The organism is Vannielia litorea (assembly GCF_019801175.1).
Taxonomy (GTDB): Bacteria; Pseudomonadota; Alphaproteobacteria; order Rhodobacterales; family Rhodobacteraceae; genus Vannielia; species Vannielia litorea_B.
In genome coordinates, this window is record NZ_JAHVJR010000001.1 from 1059339 (window position 1) to 1076361 (window position 17023).

At 67.0% G+C, this 17023-nt stretch carries 20 protein-coding genes; 14 read left to right on the forward strand and 6 right to left on the reverse strand.

Features of this window, described 5'->3' with window-relative positions:
* The first annotated feature begins 86 nt into the window (after nucleotides 1-86).
* The 6 genes from KUV38_RS05230 to proB all read left to right on the forward strand — a co-directional run bounded on the left by KUV38_RS05230 (nucleotide 87) and on the right by proB (nucleotide 4301).
* The gene (locus KUV38_RS05230; RefSeq protein ID WP_222469037.1) at nucleotides 87-776 is read left to right on the forward strand and encodes a 50S ribosomal protein L21; all 690 of its coding nucleotides are present in this window, start codon (nucleotides 87-89) and stop codon (nucleotides 774-776) included.
* A gap of 21 nt (nucleotides 777-797) precedes the next feature.
* Nucleotides 798-1067: a 50S ribosomal protein L27 gene (gene rpmA, locus KUV38_RS05235; protein WP_222469038.1), complete on the forward strand. Its 270-nt coding sequence runs from the start codon at nucleotides 798-800 to the stop codon at nucleotides 1065-1067.
* Nucleotides 1068-1217: 150 nt separating this feature from the next.
* The gene (locus KUV38_RS05240; RefSeq protein WP_222469039.1) at nucleotides 1218-1769 is read left to right on the forward strand and encodes a GNAT family N-acetyltransferase; all 552 of its coding nucleotides are present in this window, start codon (nucleotides 1218-1220) and stop codon (nucleotides 1767-1769) included.
* A gap of 57 nt (nucleotides 1770-1826) precedes the next feature.
* Nucleotides 1827-2063 (forward strand): hypothetical protein, encoded by a 237-nt coding sequence (locus KUV38_RS05245; RefSeq protein WP_222469040.1) that lies wholly within the window; start codon nucleotides 1827-1829, stop codon nucleotides 2061-2063.
* 97 nt (nucleotides 2064-2160) lie between these two features.
* Nucleotides 2161-3198, forward strand: coding sequence for a GTPase ObgE (obgE, locus tag KUV38_RS05250; RefSeq protein ID WP_222469041.1), 1038 nt, complete (start codon nucleotides 2161-2163; stop codon nucleotides 3196-3198).
* Nucleotides 3186-4301: a glutamate 5-kinase gene (proB, locus tag KUV38_RS05255; RefSeq protein ID WP_222469042.1), complete on the forward strand. Its 1116-nt coding sequence runs from the start codon at nucleotides 3186-3188 to the stop codon at nucleotides 4299-4301. Before obgE ends, proB begins: the two co-directional genes overlap by 13 nt.
* Before the next feature lie 18 nt (nucleotides 4302-4319).
* On the opposite strand, the gene KUV38_RS05260 is transcribed toward proB, so the two are convergent.
* A complete protein-coding gene (locus KUV38_RS05260) occupies nucleotides 4320-4952 on the reverse strand; it encodes a DUF1638 domain-containing protein (protein ID WP_222469043.1) in 633 nt (210 codons plus the stop codon).
* Between the two features lie 56 nt (nucleotides 4953-5008).
* Between KUV38_RS05260 and KUV38_RS05265 the strand changes: the two genes are divergently transcribed.
* Nucleotides 5009-5584, forward strand: coding sequence for a TetR/AcrR family transcriptional regulator (locus KUV38_RS05265; RefSeq protein ID WP_222469044.1), 576 nt, complete (start codon nucleotides 5009-5011; stop codon nucleotides 5582-5584).
* Between the two features lie 11 nt (nucleotides 5585-5595).
* On the opposite strand, the gene KUV38_RS05270 is transcribed toward KUV38_RS05265, so the two are convergent.
* Nucleotides 5596-6300 (reverse strand): corrinoid protein, encoded by a 705-nt coding sequence (locus KUV38_RS05270; protein ID WP_222469045.1) that lies wholly within the window; start codon nucleotides 6298-6300, stop codon nucleotides 5596-5598.
* A gap of 228 nt (nucleotides 6301-6528) precedes the next feature.
* Here KUV38_RS05270 and KUV38_RS05275 point away from each other — a divergent pair, with 228 nt between their 5' ends.
* Together KUV38_RS05275 and KUV38_RS05280 are read left to right on the forward strand one after the other, a co-directional pair.
* The gene (locus KUV38_RS05275) at nucleotides 6529-7638 is read left to right on the forward strand and encodes a PA0069 family radical SAM protein (RefSeq protein WP_222469046.1); all 1110 of its coding nucleotides are present in this window, start codon (nucleotides 6529-6531) and stop codon (nucleotides 7636-7638) included.
* Between the two features lie 68 nt (nucleotides 7639-7706).
* Entirely contained in the window at nucleotides 7707-8516 is an 810-nt protein-coding gene (locus KUV38_RS05280; protein ID WP_222469047.1) for a GMP synthase, read from the forward strand.
* 44 nt (nucleotides 8517-8560) lie between these two features.
* Here the strand turns inward: KUV38_RS05280 and bmt are convergent, their stop codons facing one another.
* From bmt to KUV38_RS05300, 4 genes are all read right to left on the reverse strand, one after another.
* Nucleotides 8561-9574, reverse strand: a complete 1014-nt coding sequence (gene bmt / locus KUV38_RS05285) for a betaine--homocysteine S-methyltransferase (protein WP_222469048.1) — start codon at nucleotides 9572-9574, stop codon at nucleotides 8561-8563.
* A gap of 106 nt (nucleotides 9575-9680) precedes the next feature.
* The gene (locus tag KUV38_RS05290; protein WP_222469049.1) at nucleotides 9681-11759 is read right to left on the reverse strand and encodes a phosphatidylglycerol lysyltransferase domain-containing protein; all 2079 of its coding nucleotides are present in this window, start codon (nucleotides 11757-11759) and stop codon (nucleotides 9681-9683) included.
* A gap of 134 nt (nucleotides 11760-11893) precedes the next feature.
* Nucleotides 11894-12208 (reverse strand): DUF1476 domain-containing protein, encoded by a 315-nt coding sequence (locus KUV38_RS05295; protein ID WP_222469050.1) that lies wholly within the window; start codon nucleotides 12206-12208, stop codon nucleotides 11894-11896.
* Nucleotides 12209-12295: 87 nt separating this feature from the next.
* A complete protein-coding gene (locus KUV38_RS05300) occupies nucleotides 12296-13318 on the reverse strand; it encodes a hypothetical protein (protein ID WP_222469051.1) in 1023 nt (340 codons plus the stop codon).
* Between the two features lie 222 nt (nucleotides 13319-13540).
* On the opposite strand from KUV38_RS05300, the gene purC reads away from it, so the two are divergent.
* The 5 genes from purC to purQ all read left to right on the forward strand — a co-directional run bounded on the left by purC (nucleotide 13541) and on the right by purQ (nucleotide 16956).
* Nucleotides 13541-14305 carry a phosphoribosylaminoimidazolesuccinocarboxamide synthase gene (purC, locus tag KUV38_RS05305; protein ID WP_222469052.1) on the forward strand — a complete coding sequence of 255 codons (765 nt, stop codon included), beginning with the start codon at nucleotides 13541-13543 and terminating at the stop codon, nucleotides 14303-14305.
* A gap of 11 nt (nucleotides 14306-14316) precedes the next feature.
* Nucleotides 14317-14544, forward strand: coding sequence for a phosphoribosylformylglycinamidine synthase subunit PurS (gene purS / locus KUV38_RS05310; RefSeq protein WP_222469053.1), 228 nt, complete (start codon nucleotides 14317-14319; stop codon nucleotides 14542-14544).
* Nucleotides 14545-14627: 83 nt separating this feature from the next.
* Entirely contained in the window at nucleotides 14628-15122 is a 495-nt protein-coding gene (locus KUV38_RS05315; protein WP_222469054.1) for a DUF3592 domain-containing protein, read from the forward strand.
* A 106-nt stretch (nucleotides 15123-15228) separates the two neighbouring features.
* Entirely contained in the window at nucleotides 15229-16272 is a 1044-nt protein-coding gene (locus tag KUV38_RS05320; RefSeq protein ID WP_222469055.1) for a zinc-dependent alcohol dehydrogenase family protein, read from the forward strand.
* Between the two features lie 15 nt (nucleotides 16273-16287).
* On the forward strand, nucleotides 16288-16956 hold the full coding sequence (gene purQ, locus KUV38_RS05325) for a phosphoribosylformylglycinamidine synthase subunit PurQ (RefSeq protein ID WP_222469056.1): 669 nt from the start codon (nucleotides 16288-16290) through the stop codon (nucleotides 16954-16956).
* Nucleotides 16957-17023: the final 67 nt, after the last annotated feature.

Sequence of the window (17023 nt, forward strand, 5' to 3'; positions counted from 1 at the left end):
AAGGGCACGCTGTTCGAGGTGGCCGACAGGCTGGCAACGCCCCGCGAGGGGGACCGCAGGAACGCGAAAGACGTAAGGAAAACAAGATGTTTGCGGTTATGAAAACCGGCGGCAAGCAATACAAAGTGGCGAGCGGCGATGTGCTGCGCGTCGAGAAGCTGGCCGCAGAGGCGGGTGAAACCGTCCAGTTCAACGAGATTCTCATGGTTGGCTCCACCGTCGGCTCCCCGATGGTCGAAGGTGCCGCCGTGCAGGCCGAAGTGATCGACCAGATCAAAGGCGAGAAGGTCATCCACTTCGTGAAGCGCCGCCGGAAGCACGGCAGCCAGCGCACCAAGGGCCACCGCCAGCAGCTGACCCTGCTGCGCGTCACCGATATCCTCGAAAAGGGTGGTGACAAGACCGGCGTCAAGGCTGCCATCGGTGCAGGCTCCGTTTCTGGTGCTGCCGTGGCCGCCGCCGTGAAGGCCGCGCCCAAGAAGGCTGCCGCGAAGAAAGCCGAAGAGAAGCCCGCCGCCAAAAAGGCCGAGGCTCCGAAGGAAGAGAAGAAAGCCGCTCCCAAGAAGGCCGCCAAGGCCGAGGGTGGCGACGATCTCAAGCAGCTCTCGGGTGTTGGCCCGGCGCTTGAGAAGAAACTGCATGAAGCGGGCGTGACCACTTTCGCCCAGATCGCCGCCTGGACCGACGAGGACGTGGCTGCCATGGACGAGAAGCTCTCGTTCAAGGGCCGCATCGAGCGCGAAGGCTGGATCGAACAGGCCAAGAAACTGGCCTGAGCCGAGAAGGAGTAGAGAGATATGGCACACAAGAAAGCAGGCGGTTCTTCCCGTAACGGCCGCGACTCCGCGGGCCGTCGCCTCGGCGTCAAGAAGTTCGGCGGCGAAGCCGTGATCCCGGGCAACATCATCGTGCGTCAGCGCGGCACCAAGTGGTGGCCGGGCGAGGGCGTGGGCCTTGGCAAGGATCACACGATCTTCGCAACCTCCGAAGGTCAGGTGACCTTCCACAAGGGTATCAAAGGCCGCACGTTCATTTCGGTGCTTCCGATGGCGGAGGCCGCTGAGTAAGCCGGACCCGAGACGAAATCACATTTCAGGGGGGGACGGCCAAGGCCGATCCCCCCCGTTGCGTTTCTGGGCCATTATAGGCCCGGCGGAAGGGGAGAGGGGCCCTGACCGCAAGCCGGTGTTTCCGGCGAACCGGAGGAGTAACGACACATGCAACAGGACCGGATTTCCGGACAGCCCGTGATCACTGCGGAGCGGGTGACACTGCGCCCGCTGCAGCAGAGCGATGCGGGGCTGATCACGCTTTACGCCAGCGACGAGCGCGTGGCCCGCGCCACCCGCCATTTGCCGCATCCACTGCCGCCCGGCACGGCCGAGGGGTTCATCCGTGGCTCCCACGCCGAGAACCGGCGCGAGGATGTCTGGGCGATCGATGGCACCGCCGCGGGGATGGGCGAGCTTGTGGGCATCGTGGCGCTTTCGCGGATGGAGCCGGAAAAAGGCCGCGAGCAGAGCGAGATCCGCTACTGGGTGGCCCCGGCGATGTGGAACACCGGCCTCGCCTCCGAGGCGGTCGCGGCGATGGTCGAGGCGAACCCGCAGGGCTCGCACACGATGTTTGCCGAAGTGTTTCAGGACAACCCGGCCTCGGCGCGGGTGCTGACCAACGCGGGCTTCGAATATCTCGGGGATGCCGAGGCCTATTCGGTCAGCCGTGGGGGCACCGTGCCGACCTGGACCTACCTCAAGAAGCTGGCATAAGCCGCTAGCATAGCACGTTTTCGGGGGCTCCGTATGTTTGAGCGGTTGCGGTTTCTGTTGCCCACGTTGATCTCGATCTGGGCGTTGTTCGGCGGCCTCTTCTACGTCGGGACGCGCCTTGCGGCGGGTGAAACCATGAAAGCCAACCGGGGCATCCTGCGCATGCTCGCGGATGGGCTCAACGGCCTCGCAGAGGCGCTCGGGCCGGGTATGGCGGGCTACGACCTCATGACGCTGGCGATCTTCGGGGCCGTCTTCTGCACGGTCTGGGTCTGGCGCGAGATGGCAGGCTAGGCCGGCAGCACCCGCCGTCACATGTCCCGCGTGGAGGCTTGAGAAGCCCCGCATGATGCGATACCTCGCGGGAGCCCAAGCCCAAGGACGCAGCCCCATGCAGTTTCTCGACCTCGCAAAGGTTTACATCCGCTCCGGCGCGGGAGGGAACGGCTGTGTCTCGTTCCGCAAGGAGAAGTACATCGAGTATGGCGGGCCGGATGGCGGCGATGGTGGCACCGGGGGCGATGTGATCGCCGAGGCAGTGAACAATCTCAATACGCTGATCGACTTTCGCTACCAGCAGCACTTCTTTGCCAAGAACGGCCAGCCCGGCATGGGCCGCCAGCGCACTGGGGCGGATGGCAATGACATCATCCTGCGCGTGCCGGTGGGCACCGAGATCCTCGAAGAGGATGAGGAGACGGTGATTGCCGACCTGACCGAAGAGGGCCAGCGTGTGGTGCTGGCCAAGGGCGGGAACGGCGGCTTCGGCAACCTGCATTTCAAGAGTTCCACCAACCAGGCGCCGCGCCGGGCTAACCCGGGCCAGCCGGCAGTGGAGCGCACGATCTGGCTGCGGCTGAAGCTGATTGCGGATGCGGGGCTGCTGGGCCTGCCGAACGCGGGCAAGAGCACCTTTCTGGCGGCCACATCCAACGCGCGGCCCAAGATTGCGGATTACCCGTTCACCACGCTGCACCCCAACCTCGGGGTGGTGGGCGTGGACGGGCATGAGTTTGTCATGGCCGATATTCCGGGGCTGATCGAAGGCGCCCATGAGGGACGGGGCATCGGTGACCGTTTCCTTGGACATGTGGAGCGCTGCGCGGTGCTGCTGCACCTTGTCGATGGCACCAGCGAGGATGTGGCGGAGGATTACCGGACCATCACCCACGAGCTGGAGATGTATGGCGGCCACCTTGCCGACAAGCCGCGCGTGCTGGCGCTGAACAAGGTCGATGCGCTGACCGATGAGGAGCGGGCCGAAAAGCAGGCCGAGCTCCAGGAGGCCGCCGGGCAGCGGCCCTTCCAGATTTCCGGCGTGGCCGGTGAGGGCATTCAGGAGGTGCTGCGGGCGCTGCGGGCGCAGATCGTTCGGGCGCGCCGCGATGAGATCGCGGATGAGGACGAGGACGCGCCGTGGCAGCCTTGAGCGCGGGCCTGGGGCAGGCCAGGCGGCTTGTCGTCAAGATCGGCTCGGCGCTGCTGGTGGACCGGGCGACCGGCGCGCTGCGGCAGGAGTGGCTGGTGGCGCTGGCCGAGGATATCGCCGCGCTGAGGGCCCGCGGCTGCGAGGTTCTGCTGGTCTCATCTGGCTCCATTGCCCTGGGGCGGGGCGTGCTCGGGCTTGGCGTGGAGGAGCTGGCGCTTGAGCAGAGCCAGGCGGCGGCGGCGGTGGGGCAGATCCGGCTCGCGCGGGCCTATGAAGAGGTGCTGGCGCCGCATGGGATGAAGGCCGCGCAGGTGCTGCTGACTTTGGAAGACAGTGCCTCGCGGCGGCGCTACCTGAACACGCGGGCCACGCTGGAAACGCTGCTTTCGCTCGGGGTGCTGCCCATCGTCAACGAGAATGACACGGTGGCGACCGACGAGATCCGCTTTGGCGACAACGACCGGCTGGCCGCGCAGGTGGCGGTGACGGTGGGGGCCGATACGCTGGTGCTTCTGTCCGATGTCGACGGGCTCTACACCGGCAACCCCTCGGTGGACCCTGCGGCCACGCGGTTTGACGTGGTTGAGGAGATCACTCCCGAGATCGAGGCGATGGCGGGCGATGCAGGCTCGGGCCTGTCGCGCGGGGGCATGAAGACCAAGCTGCTCGCCGCCCGCACGGCGACCACGGCGGGCTGCGCCATGGCGATCACCCACGGCTTTGCGCTGAACCCGCTGAAGCGGCTGGAAGAGGGCGCCAATGCCACGTGGTTCACCGCCCAGACCACCCCGCAGGCGGCGCGCAAGGGCTGGATCGGCTCGATGAAGCCACGCGGGACGGTCACGGTGGATGCAGGCGCGGCCAAGGCGCTGGCGGCGGGCAAATCGCTGCTGCCTGCCGGGGTGCGCGGCGTTGAAGGGTCGTTTTTGCGGGGTGATCCGGTTGAGATCGTCGGGCCGGGCGGACACTTAGGGCAAGGGCTGGTCCGCTATACGGCGGAAGAGGCCGGGGTGATTGCCGGGCACCGCTCTGAAGAGATCGAGGCACTGCTGGGCTATCCGGGGCGGGCGGCCCTGATCCACCGGGATGATATGGCGCTTTAGGCCCCGTGGTGTGCTGCATCACGCGGATGCCAGCGCCACCTCCAGATCGCCGTAGCCGGTGAACCGGCGCTCGAACTCCAGCCCCAGTGTTTGAGCGTGTTTCATCGCTAGCTCAGTCAGCGCCGGATCGTTGGTTTGGGCCTGATAGACCAGCTTTGTGTAATGGCCGAAGTACATTTCCTTCAGCTCCGGGTGCTTGTCGAACTTCAGTGGTTTGGTCACGAAGGCATCGAACTGGCGGACGAGAAAGTCGGTCAGGTAGAAAGCGGTGATCTCGTCGTCATGGGCGGCGAAGGCGGCGTTGCCCTCGAAGAAGCTGTAGCAATGCGGGCCGGCGACCATCTCGACGCCGAGGGCCTTGCAGCGGGCCTCCAGCAGGCCGCCGGTACCGCAATCGGCGTAGACCACGAAGATGCGCTCGAAGGCGGTGCGGTGCTTCTCCACCGCGGCCTCGACCGCATCGGGGATCGCCTCGGGGCGGTTGTGCAGGATCGCGGGTAGGCAGGTGAGGGCCATGTGGTGCCACTGGTTGGCCTCAATCAGCGCGAGGATCTCGCGGGCGAGCGCCCCGCAGGCGATGAGCAGGAGCTTGCCCTGACCGGCGGGGGCGAGGCCATCTTCAGTCAGTTTGCTGTCGCTCGGGAGCCTCATGGGCAGTTCCGCAGAATCGAATTGACCACGGTCACCTTTCGGGCGACCACAGCGGCATGAGTGAACCGATTCAGCGCCGCGCCCGCGCCACAAGGGCAAACCTCATCGCCGCGGCCGAAAGCATTGTGGCGCGCGAGGGCTTTGGCGGTCTGCGTGTGGAGCAGGTGGTGAAGGCGGCGGGGGTGGCCAAGGGCACGTTCTTTACCCATTTCGCCGACAAGGACGTGCTGATGGAGCAGCTTGTGGCCAAGCGGCTCTCTCGGCTGATGGATGCGCTGCAAACCGCGCGCCGGCCGTCGAGCGCCAAGGGGCTTGCGGCGACCCTTGGCCCGGTGATCGAGCTGCTGACCTGCGAGCGCTATGTGTTCGACTTGGTGCAACGTGCCTCTCTTGCCGACGGACCGATTGCCGAAGCGCTCTCGCGGCTCGATATCATCATTACCGGCTGGTTCGGCGGGCTCTTCGGCGCACCGCCCTTCCGGACCGATCTGCCGCCCAAGGTGATGGCCGAGGGAATCCGGGCCTTCACCCTGATGGCGATGGCCCGGCATGTGGCCCGGCCCGGCAAACAGACCGAGCCGGTGAAGGCCCTTGCGACCCAGGTCGAGGCCTACCTGATGCCGCCCAAGTAGGGCGGGGCGGGTCACCCCGCCAGCTGATTGTGCTTGCGGGCGATGAACTGCTTCGCGGTTTCCACCGCAACGGCGGCATCGCGGCAGTAGGCATCGGCGCCGATTGCCTTGCCGAACTCTTCGTTCAGGGGCGCGCCGCCGACCAGCACGATGTAGTCGTCGCGCATGCCTTGCTCGACCAGCGCGTCGATCACCACCTTCATGTAGGGCATGGTGGTGGTGAGCAGGGCGGACATGCCCAGAATGTCGGCCTCTTCGCGCTTGAGCGCATCGAGATAATCCTCGACCGGGTTGTTGATGCCCAGATCGACCACCTCGAAGCCCGCGCCCTCCATCATCATGGAAACGAGGTTCTTGCCGATGTCGTGGATGTCGCCCTTCACGGTGCCGATCACCATCTTGCCCATGCGGGGGGCGCCGGTTTCGGCCAGCAGCGGCTTCAGGATGCCCATCCCAGCCTTCATCGCATTGGCGGCCAAGAGCACCTCGGGCACGAAGAGGATGCCATCGCGGAAGTCGTCGCCGACCACTTTCATCCCCGCGACAAGCGCCTTGGTCAGAACGTCATAGGGGGCCCAGCCGCGCTCCAGCAGGATGTTCACGCCCTCTTCGATTTCCTCCTTGAGGCCATCGTAGAGGTCGTCATGCATCTGGGCGGTCAGGTCCTCGTCGGAGAGTTCCGAAAGGATGATGTCGTCTTCTTCATCCGCAGACATGGGCAGTTCCTTTGTGTGGCCATCGTTGGGCCGGAGGCGGTTTTCTGTATCGAGCCATTGCCGGAATGGCGCAAAGCGACTTTCCGATTTGCGACATGGCACGCACGTTTGCCGACTTATAGCGAGGATTTGCGGGGGATGGGCGCGAAAAATAGTCATGAAGGTCATGCGGTTCTTTCAAATGTTCGCGGAATGTTCTATATGTTCTCCAAACTGCGAGGTGCGACCATGGGATTTGGAGAAGCATCAGGGGGCGGCTGGGCGGTGCCGGAGCATCGGCGGCGCGGGCGTGCGGCCCTCTCGAACGTGGCAAGCCGGTTTGATGCCTATGCCGTTGAGCGAGTGGACGATGGCTGGGGCACGGGCGCGGAGGAGGAACTGCCGCCGCTGCGGACCGAGGTGGCGCTTGAGAACCCGCGCAAGATTATCAGCCGCAACAGCTCGCCCGATCTTTCGTTCGATCGTTCCGTCAACGCCTATCGCGGTTGCGAGCATGGCTGCATCTACTGTTTTGCCCGGCCCACCCATGCCTATCTCGGCCTCTCACCGGGGCTGGACTTTGAAACCCAGCTGGTGGCCAAGCCGAATGCGCCGGAGCGTTTGGCAGCGGAGCTGGCCAGCCCACGCTATGAAGTGGCGCCCATCGCCATGGGCACCAACACCGACCCGTACCAGCCGATCGAACGCACCCACCGGATCACCCGGCGGCTGCTTGAGGTGCTGCGCGCGCATAATCACCCGGTGGGCATTGTCACCAAGGGCAGCCTGATCGAGCGCGATCTGGATATTCTCGGTGACATGGGCTGGGAGGGGCTTGCGCGGGTGGGCGTTTCGATCACCACGCTCGACCCGGAACTGTCGCGCAAGATGGAGCCGCGGGTGCCGAGCCCGGCGCGGCGGCTGAAAATGATCGAGCGCTTGGCTGGGGCGGGGGTGCAGGTGCGGGTCATGGCCTCGCCGATGATCCCGGGGCTGACGGACCATGAGATGGAGAAGATCCTTGCTGCGGCGAGGGATGCAGGGGCGGTTGCCGCCAGCTACATCGTGCTGCGCCTGCCGCGGGAGGTCTCGCCGCTGTTCCGCGATTGGCTGGAGGAGGCCGCGCCGGAGCGGGCCAGCCGGGTAATGGCCCGGGTGCGCGAGATGCACGGCGGGCGCGATTATGACCCGGAATGGGGCCGCCGAATGAAGGGGCAGGGCACGCATGCGGCGTTGCTTTCGCACCGGTTCGAGGTGGCCTGCAAACGGCTGGGGCTGAAGCGCAACCTGCCGCCGCTGCGCTGCGATCTCTTCCGGGTGCCGCCCAAGCCGGGGGACCAGCTCGACCTGTTCAGCTAGGGCGTTCGTCGCAGATCTGTTATCTTTCCCGCATAGGTTGCTTTGCATTTGATTGAGGGAGAGTTGAGATGGTTGCATTTGAACATGCCGTTGCCCGGATTGCCGTTTGGAACCTTGGGTGTTTCTTCCCTGCCGGGCCGGAGAAGACAGAGAACCAGATCGAGGGGCTGGCGCTGCTGGATGCCGAGATCGTGGTGTTGGTGGAGGTGAACCCGGCCAGCTACATCGAAGTGCTGCGCGAGGGGTTGGCGGCGAAGGGGCTGGATTATCAGGCAGTGCTGGTGGAACAGCCGGTGGCGCATCAGCACCTCGGCATCCTGCACAAGCAGGGGGTAGAGATCACCGAAAAGCAGATCCTCGATGGCTCGGAGGGTGATTACACCACCGGCCGCCGCGCGGTGATCGCCGACCTGAAGGTGGGCGAGTTCGAGGCGCATCTGATCGCGGTTCACCTCAAATCGGGGCGTGGAGCGGGTGAGCAGGCGCTGCGCGACAGCCAATGCCGGTTCATCGGTGACTACATCACCACCTATCAGGAGCAGCCCGGAAACCGGCTGAAGACGATGTTGCTGATGGGAGATTTCAACATGATCCCGGGGCAGGATGTGAGCAACTTCCACCACCTCGGCGGTGGGGATGTGATGGACTTTCTGTCCTGCTGGGATTTGCAGGAAAGGTTCTCGCATATTCTGGAGGGTGGCCCGGCGAATCTGCTGGACGGCTTTGCGATCAGCCGCATCCCGATCAAGAACCGTGCCTATGTGCGCGGCAGCCTGCGGCTGTTTCCGATGCATTGGACGATGGACATGGGGCGCGAGACCTTCCGCGAGGAGGTCAGCGACCATCTGCCTTTCACGGCGACGTTCAAGATCACCTGAGCGGGCGGCATCGTGGCCGCCCGGCGAGCTATTAGGTGGCGCGATCAGCTCCGGCGGCGACCGCGGCGCTGGCGCTCGGGCGCGGGGCCGTCGCCCGTGCCATCGGAGGCCGAGGAGAAGCCGCCGAGCTTTTCGGCGATCTCTTCGAGCGTCGGAGCGGCGGCGGCGGGGCGGGTATCGAGCGCCTCGCGCATGGCGGCAAGATGCTCGGGCGTGGTGCCGCAGCAGCCGCCGATGATCCGCGCGCCCATGTCACGGGCCATGCAGGCGTAGTCGGCCATCAGCTCGGGGGTCCCGTTGTAGTGGATGTGGCCGTCGACATACTTGGGGATGCCCGCGTTGCCCTTGGCGACCACCGGAATCTCGGGGCCCTCGGCGAGAAAGCCCTTCACGGTGCGCAGCAGGTCGGAGGCGCCGACGCCGCAGTTGGCGCCGAAGGCGAGCGGGGGCGTGGGCAGCTTGGTGGCGAGTTTGACCATGCTGGAGGAGGTGACCCCCATCATGGTGCGCCCGGCGGTGTCGAAGCTCATGGTGCCGACCCAGGGCATGCCCGCCAGCGCGCAGGCCTCGGCGGCGGCCTTGTATTCTTCGGGGGCTGAGATGGTCTCGACCCAGAGCACATCGGCGCCGCCTTCCTTCAGGCCTTCGGCCTGCTCGTGGAACATCTCCACCGCGTCTTCATGGGTCAGGGTGCCGATGTTGCCCATGATCTCGCCGGTGGGGCCCATCGAGCCTGCGACCACTACAGTGCGCCCGGACTTGTCGGCCACCTCGCGGCCGATCTCGGCGGCCATGCGATTGAGCTCGCGCACCCGCCCCTCGGCGCTGTGCAGCTTGAGCCGCGAGGCGTTGCCGCCGAAGCTGTTGGTCAGGAAGAGGTCGGAGCCGGCATCGACGGCGCCCTTGTAGAGCGCGGCGATCCGGTCGGGGTGCTCGTCGTTCCAGAGTTCCGGCGCGTCGCCGGACTGAAGGCCCATGTTGAACAGCGTGGTGCCGGTGGCGCCATCGGTCAGCAGAAAGGGGCGTTCGGCCAGCAGGGTGGAAAGAGCGTCGGGCATTGGGGCCTCCGGGCGTTGGGTTGGCGGGTGGGTGCCACAGGGCGCGGCGGGGCGCAACGTCGAATGCTGCAAGACGTTATGAGGCGTGGGGGCAGGGGTGCGGCGCTCAGGAGGCGCGGCGGAGGGGCAGGGCGGCGTCCTGCAAGGTATCGGGGGTGGCGCGGGGGGCGTAGCGGCCCGGTGCGGCATGCTCGGTGCCGAGGCGCGGCAGCGGGCGGGGCCGGGCGATGCGGCGGGCGATGTCGACCGCGGCGAGCGACAGGGCAAGGCGGTTTGGCGCGGCGATGTAGAGCCGCTCCCAGCGCGGGGCGAAGCAGGCCTTGAACTGGCGCAGCCCGGCCCCGCCGGAGGCCTCGTCGAGCCGGGAGCGAAGGGCGGAAAAGAGTGCGCTTTCAGGGTCTTCCCCCTCAAGCCCGGCCTGCCGGAGCGGCACAGCGGCGAGCGAGAGCCTCAGGCAGCCGCGCCGGGCGGCATCCGCGATGGCGCGGGCGACGAGGGCATGCATCGTGCCGTCGGGGGCGGAGGGGCCACCCGGCTCTTGCTCGGGCAGGGTACGCATGAGGTCGAGCACCCACTCACAGGTCGAAACATGGAAGCTGGCAAAGCCGAGGATGCGGCCCTCTGCACGGGCGATGTAGCGGTATTGGTGGCCAATGTAGATGGGGCAGAAGCGCCCCATCGAAAATCCGCGTGCGCCGCCGCGCGTGGCCTCCCATGCGGCGGAGACTGCGGCCATTTCAGCGGCGGTGGCCGGGTCGGGCGGGCCGATCTCGCGGGTTATCTCGATCCCGGCCTTTTCGGCGCGGCGCAGCTTGCGACGGAGTTGCCGGTGATTGGGGCTGTCGACGGAAAAGCCGAGCGGCTCGATCACCGCCTCCTCGGAAACGGGTAGCACCCGGAAGCCCGCGCGGCGGGCGGTGGCGGCCATGCGGGGGCCGGCCTTGTAGATCACCGGGGCGAGGCCACGCGCGCGGGCTTCGGCGCGTACTGCGGCGAGCCAGTGCCGCCGCTCGCCCCACGGCCCGAAAGGGGCGCCGAGGGCGACGAGGGCCGAGCCGGTGGGGCCAGCCGCCCAACCGCCGCCCGCGCCGGGGGCCTCGAGCCATCCCAGCTCGCCCTGACGGATCAGCCCGGCCTCGGCCCGGCGGGCGGTGGCGAGGTGCCATGCAAGATCCTCTGAAGGCGGCCGTCCGGCGCGGCGGAACACGGGGCGAAAACTCGACTTGTCTTCCCGTTCCTGCCGCAGGGTGGCCAGCGACCGGACAGGCCCGATCGCCGCGGCAAGCAGCCCCAGCCCGGCGGGCAGGGCATAGTAGACCAACCGGAAGCCGAGGATGGCGCAGGAGAGCGCGGTGCCATCGACCTGCGCAAGTAGCAGAAGAATTGCGGCCTCGAAGGGGCCTGCGCCGCCCGGCGTGCCGCCCATGATGCCCGCGCCTAGAGCAAGCAGGAAGGCGGGCAGCAGGTTGAGGTAGGCAAGGTCGGTGCCGGGGGGCAGCAGGAGCCAGAAGGCGAGCGCGGCGGCGGCACAATCAAGCGTGGCGAAAAGGGCGATGCGGGTGGCGAGCCAGATCGAGGGCAGGCGGGGCAATCGCGAGAGCCCGCCCCAGTGCGGCGGCCAGAGGCAGAGTGCCACGACGAAAGCGCCTAGCGCAAGGCCGGCGGCGCCAACGGCTTCGGCGAAGGGGAAGGCGGAGGGCAGCAAGAGCAGGCACAGTGAGGTGAAGAGGCCCCACCCGGCGAGGAACGAGAGCGCAACAGCGGCGGTGACGCCGAGGGCACGGGCAAGCCCGAGGCCCGGCAGCATCCGCCAGCGCAGCAGCGCGCCGATGACCAGCCCGAAGCCGGTAGATTGGCTGACGGCGATTGCGGTGACGCCCGCGCCCTGCACGGCGTCCTCGTTCTGCCCGGTTGACAGCCAGCGGTGAATGGCGAGGTCGTAACGCCCGAGCGCCCAGAAACTGACCGTGGTCATGCAGAGTGCGCCGACCCAGCGTGAGCCGGGCAATGCTGAAAGCTGGGCCCAGCCTGCACCGAGGTCGAGCCCGTGGAGCCAGCCCGCCAGCAGGGGCAGAAGTGCCAGCACGCCCAGGATCGGCAGGCCCTGCCGCAGCACCAGCCTGCCGAGGCCTGCCTCCTTCAGCGTGCCGGCTGCGCGTTGCAACCCGTGAGAAACCTTGCCCATTCCGCCTCCTGCTGCGGATATCTGGGCAGGGTGCTATCAGCGCGGAGTGACCAAGGGCTTAACCGCCTTCGCAAAAAAGAAAACGGCCGGGCGGGGCCGGCCGTTTGCATCGAGGTCGTAGAAGAGAAAGAGCCTCAGCTCTCTTCCATCAGCTGGGCCTTGGCTTCGGCCATCATCGCCTTCATCTGGGCGCGGACTGTGGCCTCGTCGGCCAGATCGCCGAGGTCGCCCTTGACCTTGCGATACACATCCTCGTCGCCGGCCTCTTCGAAGTCGGCCTTCACCACTTCCTTGGCGTATTCAACGGCGTCGTCGCCAGCTTTGCCCAGCAGGCCGGCGGCCCAGAGGCCCAGCAGCTTGTTGCGCCGCGCTTCAGCCTTGAACTGCATCTCGGCGTCATGGGCGAACTTGTTTTCAAACGCGTTTTCGCGATCGTCGAAGGTGGACATGGGGGCCTCCCGGTTTGAATCCTTGCCTCTATTTAAGAGCCCCGGGCCGGGATGGGAAGGCGCGAAAGGGCGAAAGCGGCGACAGGCTCAGCTTTCGAGCCCGAAGAGCTGCGCAAGCCGGGTTGCCGCGGCTTCGCGTTCGGCCTCGGGGCGGGTGCCACGGGCCAGCAGCGCGCGGGCCCGGTCGAGCGCGGCTTCGGTGCGCCCAGCCTCAAGGTCAGCGGTCATGGCGTCGAGCCAGGGCACCTGCTCGTCTTCGGTGAGCCCGTCGGTGACGGCGGCGACGAGGAGGGTGGTGATTTCATCCTCCCATGTGGCCCTGTCTTCATCCGGGGGTGCCGTGGCCGGGGACGGAGCTACAGGCGCAGGGGTGACGGGCCGAGGCGCGGGTAGAGCGGAGGGCGGTGTGCCGCCCGCGTGGGTGGAGAGTTCCAGCACCGCGCTGTGGGCGCTGCGGTCGACCAGTAGTTCATCGGCATCGATCCCGAGGGCGGCAAGCAGGGCAGCTTGCCTGCTGGGCGAGATCAGCCCGCCGGGATCGGACGGGTCGGGCGGGGCTTCCTCTTCCAGCGGGTGGGGGCTGCCGGTCTGGCTGCGCTGCCAGTCATCTTCGGCGGAGGCGCGGTGGATGCGGAGTGCCCGGACAATGGCGCCGCCGCGAAAAACGGTGAAGCCATATTCGCCGCCCGGATGGCGACCCCCGGTGAGGCGGAAGGCCAGCACCTCGGCCTTCGGCAGGGCGCGGCTGAGGGCGGCGAGACGCGGTGAGGGGCCGGCATCGGAGCGCTCGCGGAACTCGATCAGCGTGTGCCTGGCAGGGCCAATGGGGGCGGAGAGGCGGATCTCGCGGTCGGCGCCGCCAAAGCCCATGTCATCGACCATTTCGCGGGCGAGCACTCCTGCGGGCAGGGTGCCACGGGGTTGCACCAGCAATGGGGCGGCGGGAGAGGGCGCAGCGGCGCGGCGGCCGATGAGGCGGCCCAGAAGGCCTGCAGGCTTGTCTTTGCCATTGGCGGGATCGGGGGCCTCGGCCCGGGCCAAGGCCTGCGCCACATCGCGCGGCGGTGCATCGACGAGGGCAAAATCCAACACTGCAAAATCTTCAACCATGGTCCCCCCGAAGGCCCTGCGCCGCCCTCCTGCGGCCCGGCAGGCACAACCTAACCGCAGCGCTCTCCGGGGCCAAGCCTTGCCGGAGGTGCCGGCGCGGCTGTGCGCCGCGCCGTGTGGGCTTTGCTCCGCTTGCGGCTGCGGCATCGTTGCACTATAGCCCGCCTAGTGAAGCGTGGCCCTTTCCGGAGCCGCGCCCTGCTGCATCTGGATTGGACCGAAATGGCACGACGCAAGCTCGTCTACGAAGGCAAGGCCAAGATTCTGTACGAGGGCCCCGAGCCCGGCACTCTGGTGCAGTATTTCAAGGATGATGCCACCGCGTTCAACGCCGAGAAGAAGGCGACGATCGAGGGCAAGGGCGTGCTGAACAACCGGCTGTCCGAGTTCTTTATGACCGGGCTGAACAACATTGGCGTGCCGACCCACTTTCTGAAGCGGCTGAACATGCGCGAGCAGCTGATCCGCTCGGTCGAGATCGTGCCGCTCGAGGTGATCGTGCGCAACTTCGCCGCGGGCTCGATGGCCAAGCGGCTTGGGCTTGAGGAAGGCACGCAGCTGCCGCGCCCGATCATCGAGTTTTCCTACAAGGACGACAAGCTGGGCGACCCGCTTGTGCCCGAGGAATACATCATCGCCTTCGGCTGGGCGACACAGCAGGATCTCGACGACATCGTGGCGCTGGCGCTGCGGGTGAACGATTACCTCAGCGGCGTGATGTATGGCGTTGGCATCAAGCTGATCGACTTCAAGATCGAGGTCGGCCGTATCTGGGAGAACGATTATATGCGGCTCATCGTGGCCGATGAAATCAGCCCCGACAGCTGCCGTCTGTGGGATCTGGAGACCGGTCAGAAGCTCGACAAGGACGTGTTCCGCCGCGATCTCGGCTCGCTGACGGATGCCTATACCGAAGTTGCCCGCCGGCTTGGCGTGCTGCCCAAGGGCGGTGCCGCGCCGATGGGCAAACCGACCCTGATCAACTGAGGAGAGCCGCCATGAAGGTGCGTGTGGACGTGATGCTGAAACAGGGCGTGCTCGACCCGCAGGGCGAGGCGGTGAAATCGGCTCTGGGCGCGCTTGGCTTCGGCGGCGTCGAGGGCGTGCGTCAGGGCAAGGTGATCGAGCTGGATCTGGCCGAGGGCACCACCGAGGCTGATGTGAAGGCGATGTGCGAAAAGCTGCTCGCCAACACGGTGATCGAGAGCTACGCGATCCACATGTAAGCGGCGGGGCGGCGGCTTCGCCCTACGCCGGGGCGTAGCGCTGGCCACTGGACGCGGGCGGCGGCGGACGCAAAACTCCGCCCATGGCAGACGCTTTTCTCTTCCGCACCCGCTATGACGGGGTTCGTGAAATCTCTGGCCGGATGTGGCTGCTCGTCTGGGTGCTTCCTGCGCTGCTGCTTGGTGCGGCCATCCTCTTTGCCGCCGAGGCTTTGATTGCCCCGATGGGCATGGCGGAGGCCGAGGGCGAGGTGGTGGAATTGCGCGAATACGAGGGCTGGTCGCCGCTGGAGGGCGATGTGACCAATTACGCCCCGGTCTTTCGTTACACCCGCTCTGACGGGCGCGAGGTGCAGGCCAGCGCGGGCATGTCGCACTCCGAGTGGGACTTCCCCGTCGGCTCGACCCGCACCATCCTTTATGACCCCGACACCAACGGCGATGTGCGCATTCCCGGCCCGTGGAACTGGCTGATACCGGGAGCGCTGGCGGCGCTCGCCTTGGCCACGGCGGTGCCGGCAGGGATTGTCAGCCTGCTCCTGCTGGGGTGGCGGCGCAGGGGGGCGGCGCCGACCTGAGCGCGAGCTCTCTAGTCGTGCGTAGGTCGCCTCACGCATGGGCAACTGGCTTTGCCCGGCGATCCGGGCTAAGGCAGCGCAAACCGCTCCAACCACGGGATTCGCCTTGAAAGCCGCCCTCCTTACAGAGTTCCGCGCCGCGCTGGCCATCGAGAGCCTGCCGGAGCCGGAATGCCCGCCCGATGGCGTGGTGCTGGAGGTTCTGGCCAGCGGCATCTGCCGGTCAGACTGGCATGTTTGGACGGGGGCGGACCCGGATGTGAGCCTGCCGCATGTGCCGGGCCACGAGTTTTGTGGGGTGATCCGCGAGGTCGGGCAGGGCGTGACCCGCTGGAAGGCGGGCGATCGGGTGATTGCGCCCTTCATCCTTGCCTGCGGCGGCTGCCCCGATTGCCAGAGCGGCAACCAGACGATCTGCGCCAGCCAGGTACTGCCAGGCTTCACCCAGGCCGGCAGCTTTGCCGAGCGCATCGCGGTGCCGCGCGCCGATGTGAACCTCGCGGCCCTGCCCGAGGGCATGGACCCGGCGTTGGCAGCATCGCTCGGGTGCCGGGCCACCACGGCATGGCACGGGCTCACGGGCCGCGCGGCGCTGAAGGCGGGTGAGTGGCTTGCGGTCTGGGGCTCTGGTGGCGTCGGGCTTTCGGCGATGATGATCGCACGGGCGCTTGGCGCGCGGGTGGTCATGGTGGATGTGGTCGAGGAGAAGCTCGCCCATGCCAAAGCTCTCGGGGCCGATGCGGTGGTGAACGCCGCTGCGGGCGACCCGGTGGAGGCGGTGCGTGAGATCACCAAGGGCGGGGCCGATCTGGCGCTGGAGGCGCTCGGGATCGGGCAGACCACGGCCAACGCATTGAAGTGCCTGCGCAAACTGGGCCGCATGGTACAGATCGGGATGCCTGCGGGAGAGCATGTGAACATGACCCTGCCGTGGGATGCCGTCTATTCTGGCCAGCTTGCGATTTATGGCACACGCGGCATGCCCGCGTGGCGCTATCCCTCGCTGCTCTCGCTCATCGAGAGCGGCCAGCTCGACCTTTCGCCGCTTATCGCCCGCCGCGTGGCCCTCTCTGACGCCAGCGCCGAGCTTGCCCTCTTCGACGGTGCCGCCCCTCCCGGCGTGGCCGTTATTACCGATTTCACCCGCTGACTCAGGAGACTGCCCATGAAAGCCGCCGTCATCACCTTTCCCGGCTCCAATTGCGACCGTGACCTTGCCGTGGCCTTCGAGGCTGCCGGGTTCGATGTGGCGCGGGTCTGGCACAAGGATACCGACCTGCCGCAGGGCATTGACGTGGTGGGTATCCCCGGCGGGTTCTCCTTTGGCGACTACCTGCGCTGCGGCGCGATTGCGGCCAACTCGCCGATCTGCCGCTCGGTGGTGGCCCATGCCGAGGCGGGCGGGTTTGTGCTGGGCATCTGCAACGGCTTTCAGGTGCTCTGCGAGACCGGGCTGCTGCCGGGCGTGCTGATGCGCAATGCGGGGCTGAAGTTCGTTTGCCGCAACGTGGGGCTGACGGTGGCGAGCGCCGAGAGTGCCTTCACCTCGGGCTACGCGCAGGGCGATGAACTGGTGATCCCGGTGGCGCACCATGACGGCAACTACAACGTCGACCCCGAGGGGCTGGCGGCGCTGGAGGCCGAGGGGCGCGTCGCCTTCCGCTACACCGACAACCCGAACGGCTCGATGAGCGATATTGCCGGGGTTCTCTCGGAGAACCGGCGGGTGCTGGGGATGATGCCGCACCCGGAGCGGGCGGTGGATGCCAAGCACGGCGGCACCGATGGCCGGGCGATGTTTGCCGGTCTCGCAGAGGCGCTGGTTTCGGCCTGAGGCCGGGGCAGGGCTGCTCATCAGGGGCTTGATGGCGCTCACGCATTTGCGCGGGGCGAGGGCGGGT

What these genes read in the sequence shown, in the direction of transcription:
- KUV38_RS05230 (WP_222469037.1), top strand. Translation starts at nt 87, where the DNA reads ATGTTTGCGGTTATGAAAACCGGCGGCAAGCAATACAAAGTGGCGAGC.
- rpmA (WP_222469038.1), top strand. Translation starts at nt 798, where the DNA reads ATGGCACACAAGAAAGCAGGCGGTTCTTCCCGTAACGGCCGCGACTCC.
- KUV38_RS05240 (WP_222469039.1), top strand. Translation starts at nt 1,218, where the DNA reads ATGCAACAGGACCGGATTTCCGGACAGCCCGTGATCACTGCGGAGCGG.
- obgE (WP_222469041.1), top strand. Translation starts at nt 2,161, where the DNA reads ATGCAGTTTCTCGACCTCGCAAAGGTTTACATCCGCTCCGGCGCGGGA.
- KUV38_RS05260 (WP_222469043.1), bottom strand. Translation starts at nt 4,952, where the DNA reads ATGAGGCTCCCGAGCGACAGCAAACTGACTGAAGATGGCCTCGCCCCC.
- KUV38_RS05265 (WP_222469044.1), top strand. Translation starts at nt 5,009, where the DNA reads ATGAGTGAACCGATTCAGCGCCGCGCCCGCGCCACAAGGGCAAACCTC.
- KUV38_RS05270 (WP_222469045.1), bottom strand. Translation starts at nt 6,300, where the DNA reads ATGTCTGCGGATGAAGAAGACGACATCATCCTTTCGGAACTCTCCGAC.
- KUV38_RS05275 (WP_222469046.1), top strand. Translation starts at nt 6,529, where the DNA reads ATGGGATTTGGAGAAGCATCAGGGGGCGGCTGGGCGGTGCCGGAGCAT.
- KUV38_RS05280 (WP_222469047.1), top strand. Translation starts at nt 7,707, where the DNA reads ATGGTTGCATTTGAACATGCCGTTGCCCGGATTGCCGTTTGGAACCTT.
- bmt (WP_222469048.1), bottom strand. Translation starts at nt 9,574, where the DNA reads ATGCCCGACGCTCTTTCCACCCTGCTGGCCGAACGCCCCTTTCTGCTG.
- KUV38_RS05290 (WP_222469049.1), bottom strand. Translation starts at nt 11,759, where the DNA reads ATGGGCAAGGTTTCTCACGGGTTGCAACGCGCAGCCGGCACGCTGAAG.
- KUV38_RS05295 (WP_222469050.1), bottom strand. Translation starts at nt 12,208, where the DNA reads ATGTCCACCTTCGACGATCGCGAAAACGCGTTTGAAAACAAGTTCGCC.
- KUV38_RS05300 (WP_222469051.1), bottom strand. Translation starts at nt 13,318, where the DNA reads ATGGTTGAAGATTTTGCAGTGTTGGATTTTGCCCTCGTCGATGCACCG.
- purC (WP_222469052.1), top strand. Translation starts at nt 13,541, where the DNA reads ATGGCACGACGCAAGCTCGTCTACGAAGGCAAGGCCAAGATTCTGTAC.
- purS (WP_222469053.1), top strand. Translation starts at nt 14,317, where the DNA reads ATGAAGGTGCGTGTGGACGTGATGCTGAAACAGGGCGTGCTCGACCCG.
- KUV38_RS05315 (WP_222469054.1), top strand. Translation starts at nt 14,628, where the DNA reads ATGGCAGACGCTTTTCTCTTCCGCACCCGCTATGACGGGGTTCGTGAA.
- purQ (WP_222469056.1), top strand. Translation starts at nt 16,288, where the DNA reads ATGAAAGCCGCCGTCATCACCTTTCCCGGCTCCAATTGCGACCGTGAC.